We start from the raw sequence: 15,516 nt of genomic DNA, 5'->3' as shown, positions 1-15,516 counted from the left end.
TTGCGGGCTTTTCTTCATCTAGTGGTTGCTGCGATTAGTGTGAGGTTCTGGCCTTCACATCGTGACTTAGCTCTTTGTTCAGCTCAGCTTCCACATGACCCGGTGACTGCGTACTTGCTGAAATCAGTCGGTACATCGCAGGGATAACAAACAAAGTCACCAGCGTTGCGAAACCCATACCGAAGAAGATCACCGTACCTACCGCCACTCGGCTTTCATAACCTGCCCCTGTCGATAGGATCAATGGAATGGCACCTGCAAGCGTAGTGAACGCCGTCATCATGATTGGGCGCAGGCGACGTGCCGCAGCATCGACTATTGCTTTCTCAAATTCGAAGCCGCGATCACGTAGTTGGTTCGCAAACTCAACGATCAGGATACCGTTCTTGGTCACCATACCAATCAACATGATCATGCCAATCTGGCTGTAGATATTCAGCCCTTGACTCATAAAGAACAAGCCCAAGAAGCCGCCAAATACTCCCATAGGGACAGTGAACATCACCACCAGTGGGTTAATGAAACTTTCAAACTGCGCTGCCAAAACTAGGTACGCGACCAGCAGTGCCAAGCCAAATACCACCAGAATACTGGATTGGTTCTCTTTATAATCTTTCGATTCACCAGAGTAGCTGACTGAGATATCGCCCGGCAGAATTTCCACCGCTTGTTGATCTAGGAAGTCCAGAGCCTGACCTAAGGTATACCCATCAGACAAGTTAGCCGTTACGGTAATCGATTTCTGTTTGTTGTAATGTGACAAACGAATCGACGAAGCCACTTCTTCAATCTTGGTGACCGCATCCAGTGTCACTAATTCGCCTGAACTGGTTCGCAGATAAATCTGGCTCAGATCCGTCGCGTTATTGAAGCTGTTCTCATCACCGCGCAGATAAACGTCATATTCTTCACCACGCTCGACAAAAGTCGTTTCACTCTTACCGCCAAGCATAATTTCTAAGGTCTCAGAAATCTCTGATACGCTGATGCCCAACTCTGCCGCACGTTGTTTGTCAACCGTCACCACCAGCTCAGGGGTTCGCTCAGAGTAGTTAATGTCCGCCCCCTCCATGATCGGAGACTCTTCTGCTAACTGTTCTAACTTTTCAGCCCACTGTTTCAGCTCTGGGTAATCAGAACCACCTAACACGAACTGGACTGGCTCACTGGAGCCGCCTCGGAAGCCTGGCATAAATGGGAAGACACGAACATCTGGAATCCCCACCAGCGCCTTTCTCACCTCGCCTAACGCCTGTTGAGCCGTTACCTCACGATCATTCCAGTCATCCAGAATCATGATCACGAACCCCGTCTGGTCACCGGCATTACCGCCAAAGGCTGGCGATTGAATGCTGAAGGACTTAAGGAAGCCTTCGCCCAGTAGCGGCAATAAGCGCTCTTCAACGATATCCATGTTCGCAGCCATGCGGTTGTAACTAGTCGCATCCGCACCACGAACAAAGGCAAAGATCACCCCGCGGTCTTCAGATGGTGTGAGCTGAGAAGGAACTTGTTTCATCAAGCCCCAACTTCCGCCGATACAGGTCAAGATGATCAGAGGCGCCGCCCACTTCCATTTCAAGGCTCCACGCAATACTTTACGGTAACCGATTTCCAGACGACCAAACATGCGGTCGATGAAACGGTTAAAGCGGTTTGGTTTCACGTTAGCCTTTAATAGCTGGCTGCCTAGTACTGGCGTCAGAGTCAGTGCAATCAGTGATGAGAAAATCACCGACATCGCCAACAGTACCGAAAACTCGGTAAACAGCAGGCCGACCATGCCATCCATAAACGAGATGGGCAGGAAAACCATGACCAGTACCAGAGTTGTCGCCACTACGGCAAAGCCAACTTCGCGTGTCCCTTTGTATGCAGCCAACAGCGGTTTTTCACCCCGTTCGATATGATGGAAAATGTTCTCCACCACCACGATAGCATCATCGACTACCAAGCCAATCGACAATATCAGCGCCATCAACGTGATAAGGTTGATGGAAAAACCGAAGTAGTAAGCGGCCATGAAGGATGAAATCAAAGAAACAGGCACCGTTACTGCTGGGATCAGCGTGGCTCGTACCTGACCAATGAATATGTACAGCACGAGAATGACCAGACCACCGGTAATAAACAGAGTGCTATACACTTCCGCTATCGAACGCTCAATAAAGACGGTTGAATCATAGTCGATGGCAAGACGAGTTCCCGATGGAAGGAATTGCTGGATTTTTTCCACTTCATCATGCACTAAGTCAGCAACTTCCAGCGGATTGGCGTCCGATTGAGGCACAATCCCCATACTGACATTGACGACACCATCACTTTTAAAGGTCGAGTTTTCGTTCTCCGCACCAATGTAGACATCCGCGACATCTTTAAGATAGATGGGCGAGTTATCACTGGCACGTTTAACGACAAGGTACTCGAAATCTTCGGCGACGTTATAACTGCGAGCGGTACGAACCGACATCACGATCTGATCGTTACGAACTTCTCCGCCCGGGCTTTCAATATTTTCGTTGTTGAGTGCCGCAGTAATGTCAGATGTCGTGACTCCACGCCCCGCCATCTGTGCAGGCTTCAGCTTAACGTACATGACTTTATACAAGCCACCAGACACTTCGACCGAACTTACACCCGAGATCAAACTGAATCTGTCGAGTAGGACTCGGTCAACATAATCCGTCAACTGCGTCCGATCCATTTCTGAAGAACTCAGATTGATGTAGAGAGACGCTTCACCGGAGCCATTGTTCTTATAAACAATCGGATCATCCGCCTCATCAGGCAAGGAACGCTGCGCACGTGCAACCGCATCCCGAACGTCACTGACGCCAGTATTGAGATCATAACCGAGTTCAAAAGTAATCGTGATCCGTGAACTGCCATTACGCGTTTTCGATTCAATTTCATCAATACCACTGATACCAGAAAGCTGGTCTTCCAGTGCAGACGTAATTTGGCTTTCAATAATGGTCGCTGAAGCGCCTTCATAACGGGTACTGATTGAAACGACCGGACTTTCAATATCCGGCATTTCGCGTACCGCCAGTTTACTGAAAGAGACAATACCAAATACACACAGCAGTAAGCTGAGAACGACCGCCGCAACGGGGCGTTTTACAGAAGCATCAGATAACCACATTAGCTGTTACCTTCTTGCTCAATACTCAGTGGTTTGCCATCTTTACCCAGTTCACTCACAGCGACACCATCGCGCATGTTCACAATACCTTGAACGACGATTTTCTGGCCGATATCCAGGCCTTTTTCAATCACAACTTGGTTGCCGATACGAGCACCTAAGAAGACCTCAGTGCGAACCGCTTTGCTGTCACCTCCAACTACGTAGACATAACGTTTGGTACCAGAATATTCGAGTGCTTGAACAGGAATAATCGGCGCTTCCACTGGCGGGAAATCCATATCCGCCGCGACTAACATCCCTGGCTTTAACTTTTTATCCGGGTTTTCAAAATGGATTCGTACTCGTAGATTGAGCGTTTCTTCATTGATGCGTGAGTCGATACCGACCACTTGCCCCTCAAACATCCATCCATCCCATGCAGCCGTCGTTGCGGTGACCTTCATACCTTTCGATATTTGAGACAAATAACGCTCAGGCACTTGTAAATCCAACTGCATGACAGATAAGTCATCCAGTGCAACCAACTCATCCCCCGTACTCACCAACTTACCTAAACTAAAATCGACGAAGCCGACAGTACCAGAAAAAGGCGCAGTAATATTTAAATCACTGAGATTCGCATTGGCCGCGTCAAGACGTGCTTGAGCAATTTCTACGCTGGCTTTCTGCGCATCAATTTCAGTCTGAGTGATCGCATTACGCTTGACCAAGCGTTCAAATTCTTTGAGCTTGCGCTTTTCATCTCTCAGGTAGGCTTTCGCTTCGGCCACGCTGGCTTTTGCCTTGTCATCATTAAGCTGAATCAGCAACTGGCCTTTCTTTACTTCTTGATTGGCTTTAAATGCAATGACATCGACTCGACCTGTCACTTCAGAGGAGAGCACAACCGATTGCTCTGCTTCAATTTTGCCTACCAAAGATAAAGACTGTGAAACTTGATGTGTCTGGACCTGCTCTGTCACCACAGTTACTGTCTGTGGCCCTTGCCTTTTAGCTTGAACACTAGGTGTGGCCGCAATCATAGACAACGAAAAAATACTCAGAATAATTTTATTTTTCATGATTGAAATTCTGTCTCAAAAAACTCGGCATATTGTACTCATTAAACCACTTAGGAAACGTCAAGTAATGTAAAGAGAGAGCAATAAACTGTAAGTTTAGACTTTGATTATCTGAGCTTTTAGGTTATTTACTGGCATCTTTGCCCAAAAAGCCAGCATTCAATTCAAAATCATAAGAAAAGTCTTTACAGGTTTAGCGAGTTTGCTATGATGCGCTCCGCACTTGAGTAATGGGTTGGGAAATCATTTCTTAAGTATAAAAACACCCTGGAGGGGTTCCCGAGTGGCCAAAGGGATCAGACTGTAAATCTGCTGGCACTGCCTTCGATGGTTCGAATCCGTCCCCCTCCACCATATNTGATGCGCTCCGCACTTGAGTAATGGGTTGGGAAATCATTTCTTAAGTATAAAAACACCCTGGAGGGGTTCCCGAGTGGCCAAAGGGATCAGACTGTAAATCTGCTGGCACTGCCTTCGATGGTTCGAATCCGTCCCCCTCCACCATATTGAATGCTTGATTGATGCGTTGGGAAAACGTCAGTTAAGGATAAAAAGCCCTGGAGGGGTTCCCGAGTGGCCAAAGGGATCAGACTGTAAATCTGCTGGCACTGCCTTCGATGGTTCGAATCCGTCCCCCTCCACCATATTAAACGCTTGATTGTTGTGTTGGGAAAACATCAATTAAGGATAAAAAYACCCTGGAGGGGTTCCCGAGTGGCCAAAGGGATCAGACTGTAAATCTGCTGGCACTGCCTTCGATGGTTCGAATCCGTCCCCCTCCACCATATTAAACGCTTGATTGTTGTGTTGGGAAAACATCAATTAAGGATNTGATGCGCTCCGCACTTGAGTAATGGGTTGGGAAATCATTTCTTAAGGATAAAAACACCCTGGAGGGGTTCCCGAGTGGCCAAAGGGATCAGACTGTAAATCTGCTGGCACTGCCTTCGATGGTTCGAATCCGTCCCCCTCCACCATATCAGCGAAAAGCCAGCTCATTGAGCTGGCTTTTTTCGTTTCTGCTTTCCAATTACGCATAAAAAAATGCCCCGCACAAGCGAGGCAATGAAGAAAACACTATAGGGGGTGATTACTCTTCAATCAAAATAATGCGTGTCTCGTAAGGACGTAGAGTTTGAGTTTGAGCAACAGATTCAGGTAAAACGTAGTTGCCTAATACATACTTAGCACGATCTACCTTGAAAGAGTCCGGCAGTGCACATTGCGCTTCCACGCCGTAATAGTTGTTGAGACAAATCAGCGTCTGTTTGGCGCTCTTACGTTGATAGCCAAAGATCTGCTCATGATTCGGATACAGATCTTGATAGTCCCCTGTCGTGATCACTTCAATCTCTTTGCGCAATTGAATTAACTTCTGATAGAAGTAAAAGACCGAATCACTGTCATCAACGGCTTTAGCTGCGTTCACTTGAGGATAATTTTCTGCCACCGCCAACCAAGGCTCTACCTGAGAGAAGCCAGCATACTGCTCGTCATTCCATTGCATTGGCGTCCGTGAGTTGTCACGGGATTTCTGAGCCAGAATATCGATCATCTCTTCGTTGCTGACACCTTGCTGGTTGACCATGATGTCATACATATTGGTGCTTTCCACATCACGGTATTGCTCTATCGAGGTATAGCCGGGGTTGGTCATCCCAATCTCTTCCCCTTGATAAATGTATGGTGTTCCTTGCATCATATGGACAGAGGCTCCCAACATCTTGGCAGACTCCACTCGATAGTTTTTATCATCACCTAAGCGGCTAACGACACGTGGCTGATCATGATTACACCAGAACAATGCTCCCCAACCTTTACCGTTCAATCCTGTTTGCCAGTGGTTAAAGATTTGCTTTAGCTGTAAAAAATCAAAGGGCGCTTTAGTCCACTTCTCACCATTTGGATAATCCACTTTGAGGTGATGGAAATTAAACACCATCGACAATTCTCTGTTATCCAGAGAGGAATACTGCTGGCAGTGTTCCAATGTGGTAGACGACATTTCGCCAACCGTAACGCTGCCATATTTGTGGAACACAGCTTCGCTAATTTCCTGCAAGTATTCATGTACACGAGGGCCATCTGTGTAAAAGCGGCGACCATCACCGATATCATCATTCGGGAAGTTTTGCTGCTTAGAAATCAGGTTGATTACATCAAGGCGGAAACCATCCACTCCTTTCTCTGCCCAGAAGCTGATGACCTTTTTCACTTCCTCGCGAACTGTCGGGTTCTCCCAATTGAGATCCGCCTGCTCTTTGGCAAAGAGGTGCAGAAAATACTGACCTGTTTGCTCATCCATTTCCCATGCACTGCCACCAAACTTGGACTGCCAGTTGTTGGGAACGTCACCTTCTACCGGATCTTTCCAAATGTAGTAATCACGATATGGGCTGCTCTTATCCCCCAGCGCAGATTGAAACCAAGCGTGCTCAGTAGAAGTGTGGTTAACGACAATGTCCATGATGATGCGAATACCGCGCTGGTGCGCTTCACTAAGCAGACATTCAAAATCGTCCATGCTGCCAAATTGAGGGTTAATGGCGTAGTAGTCTGAGATATCGTAACCATTATCAATCATCGGAGACTGATAGACTGGTGTCAGCCAAATAGCATCAATGCCGAGCAGTTTTAAGTAATCAAGCTTAGAAATGATGCCCTTGATATCTCCAGTTCCCTTACTGCCACTATCACAGAAGCTCTTCGGGTAAATCTGATATATCGAAGCCGTTTTCCACCAGTTCGCATCATTTGTGATTGTTGTCATTGCTAAACTCACTTACCAAAGAATAAAAAATCGAAAAAATAGCAGAAGCGATCGCCGAATTGCGATCGCTCTTTTTGTTTGCGCTTAAGCGCTTGCAGGCTCTAGCTCGCCTTTCATTTGTGCACGCTTGTAGAAGAACAGGGTCAACACTGCTGGAAGTGCAATCGCCACCAGCATTGCAATCGCGTAGATGCCCCAGAATTGTGGTTGGATAGACAGAATGCCCGGTAGGCCGCCCACCCCGATACCATTAGCCATCACACCGGCACTACCACAGATCGCTGCTGCAATAGCACTACCGATCATCGCACTCAGCATTGGGAATTTGTATTTAAGGTTAATGCCGTACATCGCTGGCTCGGTGACACCTAGATAAGCAGAGATAGCCGCAGGTACTGAGATATCACGTTCACCGTGTTTCTTACTGATAATGATGATACCGACAACCGCTGATGCCTGAGCAATGTTAGACAGTGCAATCAAAGGCCAGATTGGAGTACCACCTAGGTCTTGCATCAACTGTAGATCAACAGCGTTGGTTGTATGGTGAATACCGGTAATCACCAAAGGTGCATACAGGAAGCCAAACACCATTGAGCCAATCACAGCGAAATCACCCGTCATTGCTGCTTTCGCGGCAAACGCCACACCATCACCCAATACGCGACCAAACGGGCCAATCAGAGAGTGCGCCAATACAACAGAAACGATGATAGAAACGAAAGGAACAACAACCAAATATAGGTAAGAAGGAACAATACGCTTAAGGTTCGTTTCGATGAACGCCAACGCGATACCCGCTAACATGGCTGGAATAACCTGAGCCTGATAGCCCACCTTCTCGATAGCAAATAAGCCAAAATCCCACACTTCTGGCACTTGCTTACCAATCAGGTACGCATTCATTAGCTGAGGAGAGACCAAAGTGACACCAAGCGTAATACCGAGGATCGGTGTACCACCGAGTTTCTTCACTGTTGACCAACACACACCGACAGGCAAGAAGAAGAAAATGGCTTCACCAATTAGCCATAAGAAGCTGTGAACAGTCGCCCAGAATTGGCTGATTTCCGTCAATGATTGACCATCAAACATCTTGATGTCGCCAATCACGTTGCGGAAGCCCAAGATCAAACCACCTGTAATGATTGCTGGTAACAGTGGTACAAAGATTTCAGCAAGATGGGAGATACCACGTTCCAAAATGTTCATATTCTGACGTGCAGCCTGTTTGGATTCATCTTTCGACGCTTCAGACTTACCCGACAGTTCAATCAGAACTTTATACACTTCATCAACTTCAGTACCGACAACAACTTGAAACTGACCCGCATTAGTGAAACAGCCTTTCACGAGCGGCAGTGCTTCCAGTGCTTTGGTATCGGCTTTATTTGTGTCATTTAATACAAAGCGAAGGCGCGTCAGACAGTGGCTTACACTGGCGATGTTATCGCGACCGCCAACCAGTTCTATCAGACGCTCAACCTCTTGTTTCGCAATCTTACTCATATCCTTGTCCACCCTAAATTGGTTTCTCGTTCAGATCAGAACTCTCTGATCAAAAGGTTAGTTATAATTAATTTGGGAACATTCCCATTTGTATTTATTATATTGTCAAATCTATCGAAACAGATAAATGGGAACAATCCCATTAATTGAATGAGATCACAGTATAATTTTAAACCATAGAGAAAAGAGAGGCTTAACTCAGGATTGGTTCCTGAGTGAGGTGCACCAGTTCAGACTCTCCATTAAGCTGAGAAATCAATAGCTTGGCAGCTCTTTCTCCAGCCTGAGCATAACCCGGGTCAATACTGAATACTCTCGGAAATAGAAAAGACAGCAGCTCATTACCACCGACACCAGTCACCATCACGTCTTCCCTATCCAACTCCTGAAGACGCTTAATTACACCAAGTGCCAAAGTATCACTGGCACACACAATTGCCTGGGTGGTTGGATTCAACACTTTATCCACCAGCTGATAAGCACTTTCGTGATGAAGGTGACCTGTTTGGTAGTTAGGGGATAATCGCTGCTCTGAACACCAATCTAAGTATGCATTGAGACGAATCTGCCCAGTAGTTCGGTCTGAAGGATCAACACCAATAAAAGCAATCTCACTCACCGATTGGCGCTGAAGGTGTTCCAGTGCACAGCGAATGACGCCTGTATTGTCGTAGTTTATCGATGAGGTTGCGTCGGTATCCATAGCAATCACCAGTGAACGATGTTGCCAACTAGAGAGACGTTCAATATCGAAATCGCTAAAGCCAAACACAATCACACCATCAACATTACGTCTGCGCAGGACATCGAGATGCTCATTGGTCATCTTGCGATCAAATTGGCTTTCCATGATCACCGCGTCATAGCCGTTACTGTAGAGAACTTGCAGCATGCTGCTGACGGCTTTGTTTTCCGATGGTGAATCAAGACGCGAAATGATAACCCCAACCACTTTCTGACTGCCTCCACGCATCGCTTGCGCCGACTTAGAAGGCACATAGCCAGACTCTTCAATCACACGCTCAACTTTGGCACGCGTTTCCGGTTTGACTTTAGGGTCATTGGTTAACACACGGGAAACCGTAGACTTACCAACGCCAGACAATTTCGCAATATCAAGAATGGTCAGTTTTTTATTCATAATGCAGTGGTTTCAGTCAATTTAAGCTGGATTAATAGAGAGTTAGCGCTATTGGGTTTTACAGTTTTTGTAAACAACTCTGCCTAACTCTAACCGCGCATCATCACCTTTGGTGTGTAAAGTTACCGGATTAAGAATCGGCTTTGTTCCATTATCTAGGATGTATTTTGCACCAGAACCAGATGGGACCTGAGTGAGGCGGTAGTCATGTTTAGGCAAACGTAAAAGCGCCGCTTGCTCTTCAATCAGATAGGCGACCTCAAACTGCTTGTTTGATTCACACTGGTAGGTCACGAATTGATGCGTGTCATCTGCTTCGCGCTCAATCGCTAAATGGCTGCAACCAAATAGTGTCGTTCCAGCCAGGAACGCTAACAAGGCATTCATTTTCATCCATACTCTCCAATAGAAAAAGGCCGCCTCAAGCGACCTCTTTTCTCGGCTTTTTACTTAGTTAAGTAGGCTGGCACATCTTTGATACTATCAAGCACAGCCGTTGCCAGCGCTTCACCTTTTTCAGTTACAGGCTTGCCAGTACGTACTAAAATACGCGTACCCACTTCAGCGGCTTCTGCGGCCATCATATCCTCAGCCTTGTCGCCGACCATAACAGAGTTCGCCATATCGATTTTGAGAAAGTCACGAGCAGAAATGAACATGCCAGGTTTAGGTTTGCGGCAATTGCAATCTTCTTTGTATTTACCCTGACCATGTTCTGCATGGTGTGGACAATAGTAGAAGCCATCAAATTCAACGCCATGATCAACAAAGTTCCAATCCATCCACTGCGTTAGTGAAAGGAAACGATCTTCACTGAATTTACCACGAGCAATCCCTGACTGGTTGGTCACCAATACAAGCATATAGCCCATCTCTTGGAGCTTTTTTGTCGCTTCAAACACGCCATCAATAAATTCAAAGTCGTGCTCGTCATGAACATAGCCGTGATCGACGTTGATTACGCCATCACGATCCAAAAAGACTGCTGGTTTCGCCAAAATTTGCTTCTCTGTCTACTATTTATTACCGGAATTATTACACGCTTTATTTCTTTCATCACTATCTAATTACTAATCTGTTTGATTGAAATAAACGTTTAGACGTCTAGCCGTAAAAATATCTATTGACACAATTAATGCAAAACCATAGCATCCTCTACTAAATGAGAGGTAGTTCAAAATTATCTACTTTTTCCCAAAGCAGTCTGATAGCGGATTTCTCGATGATAGAAATTAATCAAGTAAACAAAGTATTTCTTCAAGGAAGCAAAGAAATACATGCTCTGAAGGACATCAACCTTCATATCCCTCAGGGGACGATATTCGGTGTAATTGGCTCATCCGGAGCAGGGAAAAGTACGCTAATTCGATGTGTCAATATGTTGGAAGCACCGACATCTGGCTCGATCATTGTTGACGGCATTGATCTTACCAAGCAGTCCAAATCTGAACTGAGTGAAACACGCCGTAACATCGGCATGATCTTCCAGCATTTTAACCTGCTATCGTCACGTACTGTATTCGATAATGTTGCTCTACCGCTAGAACTCGCAGGCAAAGATAAGACTCAAATCAATGAGAAAGTCACCGAGCTGCTCAAACTGGTAGGCCTTTCTGATAAACACGAAAGCTACCCTTCTAACCTGAGTGGTGGTCAAAAGCAGCGTGTGGCTATCGCACGTGCTCTGGCTTCTGATCCAAAAGTATTGCTGTGTGACGAGGCAACCAGCGCTTTGGATCCTGCGACAACACAATCGATTCTCGAACTGCTCAAAGAGATTAACCGTAAACTGAATATTACTATGCTGCTCATCACCCACGAAATGGACGTGGTAAAGAGTATCTGTCATGAAGTGGCAATTATTGGTGGCGGGGAGCTGGTTGAGAAAGGCACGGTAGGTGAAATCTTTGCTCACCCGAAAACAGAACTGGCACATGAGTTCATCCGTTCTACGCTTGATCTATCTATCCCTGATGATTATCAGGCACGCCTGCAAGAGACCCGCGTTGAAGGCAGTTACCCATTAGTTCGACTTGAGTTTACTGGTGCAACTGTAGACGCGCCACTCGTCAGTCAGATCGCGCGTAAATTTAATATTGATGTCAGCATTCTAAGCTCTGATCTTGATTACGCCGGTGGAGTTAAATTCGGCATGATGGTCGCAGAGCTATTTGGTAACGAGCAAGATGACAACGCGGCAATCGAATTCCTCCGTGAACACAATGTAAAAGTAGAGGTACTGGGTTATGTCCTTTAACACAATTTCTGAGTGGCTGAGCCTTAACAGTAACCTTTTAATCGGTGCGACTTGGGAAACCATCTACATGGTCGCAGTGGCAGGTATTGTTGGCTTTGCTGTTGGTATTCCACTGGGCGTTATTCTTCATACAACGAAGAAAGGTGGCCTACTTGAGAACACCAAGCTTAATAGCATTCTCGGCGCTGTCGTCAACGTTGGCCGCTCAGTGCCATTCCTAGTATTAATGGTTGCCATCATTCCAGTCACTAAAATTCTGGTCGGCACTTTTATTGGTACTACAGCAGCGATCGTACCCTTGACGATCGGCGCGATCCCGTTTGTTGCTCGCCTTATTGAAGGTGCCTTGTTGGAAGTACCAACGGGCTTGGTGGAAGCGGCTCAATCGATGGGCGCTACTCCGATGCAAATCATCAACAAGGTTCTGCTTCCTGAAGCAATGCCAACCATAGTCAACTCAGTCACCATCACGTTGGTCACTTTAGTCAGCTATTCAGCCATGGCCGGAACCGTTGGTGGTGGCGGCTTAGGTGATGTCGCCATTCGTTACGGCTTCCATCGCTATGATGTAGTTATCATGGCAGTAACCGTGGTAATGCTTATCGTTTTGGTACAAATCATTCAGTCTATCGGCGATGCCATCGTGCGCCGCGTCGATCACAGATAATAAATTTACAGAGTCAGAATAAGGAGAAAGTCATGAAATTTGGATTAAAAGGTCTACTCGCCATCGCAGCAGCTGCATCGGCACTTGTCCTATCAGGTTGTGGTGAAAAGCAAGCAGATACCAGCAAGATTAAAGTTGGTGTTATGGCCGGTGCTGAAGCTCAGGTAGCAGAAGTCGCAGCTAAAGTTGCCAAAGAAAAATATGGTCTGGATGTAGAGCTGGTCACTTTCACAGATTACGTAACGCCAAACGCAGCTCTGGATGATGGCTCTATCGACATCAACGCGTTCCAGCACAAACCATACCTAGCTCAGCAAGTGACAGACCGTGGTTACAAGCTAACGATTGCTGGTAATACGTTTGTGTACCCTATCGCGGGTTACTCTAAGCAAGTGAAGTCAGTTGATGAAATTCAAGATGGTGCACGTATCGCTGTGCCAAACGATCCAACTAACTTAGGTCGTTCTCTACTGCTTCTTGAACAGCAAGGCCTGCTTAAACTACGTGACGGCGTTGGCCTACTGGCAACTGTGCGTGATATCGCAGAGAACCCAAAAAACATCACCATTGTTGAGCTAGATGCTGCCCAGCTTCCGCGCTCTCTTGACGATGTGGCTCTGTCTATTATCAACACCACTTACGCAAGCTCAATTGACCTGACACCACAAAAAGATGGTGTATTTGTTGAAGACAAAGAGTCTCCATACGTAAACCTGATTGTTGCGCGTGAAGATAATGCGCAAGCAGAAAACGTCACAAACTTCGTCAAAGCTTACCAAACTGAAGAAGTGTACAACGCAGCCTCTGACATCTTCAAAGGTGGCGTAGTAAAAGGCTGGTAATCACTTACTTGCTGAATTAAACAAGGGCTGGCGTTATTGCGTCAGCCCTTTTCTTTCCTCTTCTTGATTCTTCGTCCCTCGAAACTGCTCATCCATATAGGGTCCGATAACTCCAACATAGCCAGAGGCCTGAGTATAGGACGCAAACGGTTCTACATTCTGACACCCTAGCACCTGTTAATTCTCGGATACGGCAACATTGAAGACACCTCGCTCAGGAAACTGGCGTATAAAAGCCTGCTCTTCGGCCAGTGAAAACCGAGTATCAATAAGCTTAATGATTGGATTTATACACTACGAACGCCATCAGTGTCCTCGATTTTGACTCCTCTAATTGTCACTTCCATTGGTTATCTCTTAACCGTACTCACTAGATATCGTGAATTTTACAATCTCAGCTCTACTCACAATACCAAAAACAAAAAACCGGAGCACTTGGCTCCGGTTTTGTCATTCGGTAATACGTTATGGTGTGTAGTACGTCGCTGCACCAGGACCTACTGGCAAGCCAAATACGAATACCCATAGGTAGAAAAGCACACTCCAACCGACGATAAAGCAGATTGAGTAAGGCAGCATGGTCGCAATCAGCGTACCGATACCTAGGTTCTTCATGTAGCGTGTTGCTACAGCAAGGATCAGACCGAAGTAGCTCATCATTGGGGTAATGATGTTAGTCGTTGAATCACCGATACGGTAAGCCGCTTGAATCGTCTCAGGTGCGTAGCCCACAAGCATTAACATAGGGACGAAAATTGGCGCTGTAACGGCCCACTGTGCTGAGGCAGAACCGATCATCAAGTTGATAAAACCACACATCAAAATGAAGGCAAAGAACAACATTGGACCAGTTAAGCCAATATCTTGTAAGAAGTTAGCCCCTGCAACTGCAAAGACTTGCCCAAAGTTAGTCCACTTAAAGAAAGCCACAAACTGAGCTGCAAAGAATACCAGCACAATGTACATGCCCATTGAAGACATTGACTTAGACATCGCATCGATCACGTCGCGATCGTTCTTCATTGTGCCAACAACTTTACCGTAAACTAAGCCCGGAATAGCGAAGAAGACAAAGATGAATGCAACGATACTTTTCAGGAATGGAGAACCTGCGACCGTACCAGCATCAGAACGAAGGATGCCATCAGCAGGAACAATTGTCCAAGCAAGCAAAGCTGAAACGGCTACAACGGCAAGGCCAGCCATCTTCAAGCCTTTCTTTTCAACGTCTGTTAGTTTGCCCATCGAATCGTTAGACAAGTCCTCTGACGCTTCTTCCTCGTTGTACTTACCCAGTTTAGGTTCAACGATTTTCTCTGTAACGAAGGCACCCATACCTGCGATAAAGAAAGTAGAAACGAACATGAAGTACCAGTTTACTTCTGGGCCCACAGTATAAGTTGGGTCGATCATTTGCGCTGCTGTTTCAGTAATACCTGAGAGCAGAGGATCAACGGTACCGATGAGTAGGTTTGCTGAATAGCCGCCCGAAACACCAGCAAATGCCGCCGCTAAGCCAGCAAGAGGGTGACGACCTAAAGAGTGGAACAACATCGCAGCCAGTGGGATAAGGACCACATAACCTAGCTCTGACGCTGTATTAGAAATGATACCAGCAAACACAACGGTCACAGTCACCATGCGCTTTGAAGCACCCATCACCAAACCACGCATTGCTGCTGATAGTAGGCCTGAGTACTCTGCAACCGCAACACCTAGTAGCGCAACGAGAACAGTACCCAGTGGAGCAAAGCCAACAAAGTTCTTAACCAGATTGGTAACAATTAATTCCAGGCCGTCCGCGTTTAATAAGCTAACAACCTGAATCATGCCATCCGCGGCACGGCCTGGTGCGCCCTCCGGACGAGGATCTGCCACCGCCACTTCAAAGTAACCAGCAATACCTGATGCGACTAAAATCGCAACACAGAAGATGGCAAAAAGTGTGATCGGGTGGGGTAACAAGTTCCCCAAATATTCGACTGTATCTAAGAAACGCGTAAATATCGGCTTCTTAGGCGAGTTTTGTTTAATCGAAGCAGATGAACTCATCTGTTCCCTCCTTGTAGTTATTCCTGCGCGTCCTGTGACAAGGTGTCACAAAACTCGCGCAGGTTACTC

The 15,516-nt window shown here is 46.4% G+C and carries 11 protein-coding genes and 5 tRNA genes; 8 read left to right on the top strand and 8 right to left on the bottom strand.

Features of this window, described 5'->3' with window-relative positions:
- Positions 1-34 precede the first annotated feature (34 nt).
- Both vexH and L1D15_RS08010 read right to left on the bottom strand, forming a co-directional pair.
- Positions 35-3,145, bottom strand: a complete 3,111-nt coding sequence (gene vexH, locus L1D15_RS08015) for a vibriobactin export RND transporter permease subunit VexH (protein ID WP_239875254.1) — start codon at positions 3,143-3,145, stop codon at positions 35-37.
- The gene (locus L1D15_RS08010) at positions 3,145-4,209 is read right to left on the bottom strand and encodes an efflux RND transporter periplasmic adaptor subunit (RefSeq protein WP_239864966.1); all 1,065 of its coding nucleotides are present in this window, start codon (positions 4,207-4,209) and stop codon (positions 3,145-3,147) included. Before L1D15_RS08010 ends, vexH begins: the two co-directional genes overlap by 1 nt.
- Positions 4,210-4,478: 269 nt before the next feature.
- Here L1D15_RS08010 and L1D15_RS08005 point away from each other — a divergent pair.
- The 5 genes from L1D15_RS08005 to L1D15_RS07985 all read left to right on the top strand — a co-directional run bounded on the left by L1D15_RS08005 (position 4,479) and on the right by L1D15_RS07985 (position 5,186).
- Positions 4,479-4,563 (top strand) — tRNA-Tyr (locus tag L1D15_RS08005).
- 65 nt (positions 4,564-4,628) lie between these two features.
- Positions 4,629-4,713: transfer RNA gene (locus L1D15_RS08000), tRNA-Tyr, on the top strand.
- Positions 4,714-4,768: 55 nt separating this feature from the next.
- Positions 4,769-4,853: transfer RNA gene (locus L1D15_RS07995), tRNA-Tyr, on the top strand.
- 56 nt (positions 4,854-4,909) lie between these two features.
- Positions 4,910-4,994 (top strand) — tRNA-Tyr (locus tag L1D15_RS07990).
- Between the two features lie 107 nt (positions 4,995-5,101).
- A tRNA-Tyr gene (locus L1D15_RS07985) sits at positions 5,102-5,186 on the top strand.
- A 113-nt stretch (positions 5,187-5,299) separates the two neighbouring features.
- Here L1D15_RS07985 and treC read toward each other — a convergent pair.
- The 5 genes from treC to gmhB all read right to left on the bottom strand — a co-directional run bounded on the left by treC (position 5,300) and on the right by gmhB (position 10,627).
- Positions 5,300-6,979, bottom strand: a complete 1,680-nt coding sequence (gene treC, locus L1D15_RS07980) for an alpha,alpha-phosphotrehalase (protein ID WP_239875253.1) — start codon at positions 6,977-6,979, stop codon at positions 5,300-5,302.
- An 84-nt stretch (positions 6,980-7,063) separates the two neighbouring features.
- Positions 7,064-8,488: a PTS trehalose transporter subunit IIBC gene (gene treB, locus L1D15_RS07975; RefSeq protein WP_239875252.1), complete on the bottom strand. Its 1,425-nt coding sequence runs from the start codon at positions 8,486-8,488 to the stop codon at positions 7,064-7,066.
- A 193-nt stretch (positions 8,489-8,681) separates the two neighbouring features.
- Positions 8,682-9,629: a trehalose operon repressor TreR gene (gene treR, locus L1D15_RS07970; protein WP_038509984.1), complete on the bottom strand. Its 948-nt coding sequence runs from the start codon at positions 9,627-9,629 to the stop codon at positions 8,682-8,684.
- A 48-nt stretch (positions 9,630-9,677) separates the two neighbouring features.
- Complete coding sequence (locus L1D15_RS07965) at positions 9,678-10,022, bottom strand: MliC family protein (protein WP_239838368.1); 345 nt, start codon at positions 10,020-10,022, stop codon at positions 9,678-9,680.
- A 53-nt stretch (positions 10,023-10,075) separates the two neighbouring features.
- Positions 10,076-10,627, bottom strand: coding sequence for a D-glycero-beta-D-manno-heptose 1,7-bisphosphate 7-phosphatase (gene gmhB / locus L1D15_RS07960; protein WP_239838369.1), 552 nt, complete (start codon positions 10,625-10,627; stop codon positions 10,076-10,078).
- 224 nt (positions 10,628-10,851) lie between these two features.
- Here gmhB and metN point away from each other — a divergent pair, with 224 nt between their 5' ends.
- Genes metN through metQ form a run of 3 tightly spaced genes read left to right on the top strand, consistent with a single transcriptional unit; the run spans position 10,852 to position 13,395 of the window.
- Positions 10,852-11,886: a methionine ABC transporter ATP-binding protein MetN gene (gene metN / locus L1D15_RS07955; protein WP_239875251.1), complete on the top strand. Its 1,035-nt coding sequence runs from the start codon at positions 10,852-10,854 to the stop codon at positions 11,884-11,886.
- Positions 11,876-12,553: a methionine ABC transporter permease gene (locus L1D15_RS07950; RefSeq protein WP_006957863.1), complete on the top strand. Its 678-nt coding sequence runs from the start codon at positions 11,876-11,878 to the stop codon at positions 12,551-12,553. The genes metN and L1D15_RS07950 overlap by 11 nt, the downstream gene beginning before the upstream one ends.
- Before the next feature lie 32 nt (positions 12,554-12,585).
- Positions 12,586-13,395, top strand: a complete 810-nt coding sequence (metQ, locus tag L1D15_RS07945; RefSeq protein WP_239875250.1) for a methionine ABC transporter substrate-binding lipoprotein MetQ — start codon at positions 12,586-12,588, stop codon at positions 13,393-13,395.
- Positions 13,396-13,860: 465 nt separating this feature from the next.
- On the opposite strand, the gene L1D15_RS07940 is transcribed toward metQ, so the two are convergent.
- Positions 13,861-15,447 carry an AbgT family transporter gene (locus L1D15_RS07940; protein WP_239864972.1) on the bottom strand — a complete coding sequence of 529 codons (1,587 nt, stop codon included), beginning with the start codon at positions 15,445-15,447 and terminating at the stop codon, positions 13,861-13,863.
- Positions 15,448-15,516 lie beyond the last annotated feature (69 nt).

The organism is Vibrio sp. Isolate25, assembly GCF_022398025.1.
Classification (GTDB): Bacteria; Pseudomonadota; Gammaproteobacteria; order Enterobacterales; family Vibrionaceae; genus Vibrio; species Vibrio coralliilyticus_A.
Note: the sequence above shows the minus strand (reverse complement) of the source record. Positions and strands in the feature narration are given on the sequence as shown.

What these genes read in the sequence shown, in the direction of transcription:
- vexH (WP_239875254.1), bottom strand. Translation starts at nt 3,145, where the DNA reads ATGTGGTTATCTGATGCTTCTGTAAAACGCCCCGTTGCGGCGGTCGTT.
- L1D15_RS08010 (WP_239864966.1), bottom strand. Translation starts at nt 4,209, where the DNA reads ATGAAAAATAAAATTATTCTGAGTATTTTTTCGTTGTCTATGATTGCG.
- treC (WP_239875253.1), bottom strand. Translation starts at nt 6,979, where the DNA reads ATGACAACAATCACAAATGATGCGAACTGGTGGAAAACGGCTTCGATA.
- treB (WP_239875252.1), bottom strand. Translation starts at nt 8,488, where the DNA reads ATGAGTAAGATTGCGAAACAAGAGGTTGAGCGTCTGATAGAACTGGTT.
- treR (WP_038509984.1), bottom strand. Translation starts at nt 9,629, where the DNA reads ATGAATAAAAAACTGACCATTCTTGATATTGCGAAATTGTCTGGCGTT.
- L1D15_RS07965 (WP_239838368.1), bottom strand. Translation starts at nt 10,022, where the DNA reads ATGAAAATGAATGCCTTGTTAGCGTTCCTGGCTGGAACGACACTATTT.
- metN (WP_239875251.1), top strand. Translation starts at nt 10,852, where the DNA reads ATGATAGAAATTAATCAAGTAAACAAAGTATTTCTTCAAGGAAGCAAA.
- L1D15_RS07950 (WP_006957863.1), top strand. Translation starts at nt 11,876, where the DNA reads ATGTCCTTTAACACAATTTCTGAGTGGCTGAGCCTTAACAGTAACCTT.
- metQ (WP_239875250.1), top strand. Translation starts at nt 12,586, where the DNA reads ATGAAATTTGGATTAAAAGGTCTACTCGCCATCGCAGCAGCTGCATCG.
- L1D15_RS07940 (WP_239864972.1), bottom strand. Translation starts at nt 15,447, where the DNA reads ATGAGTTCATCTGCTTCGATTAAACAAAACTCGCCTAAGAAGCCGATA.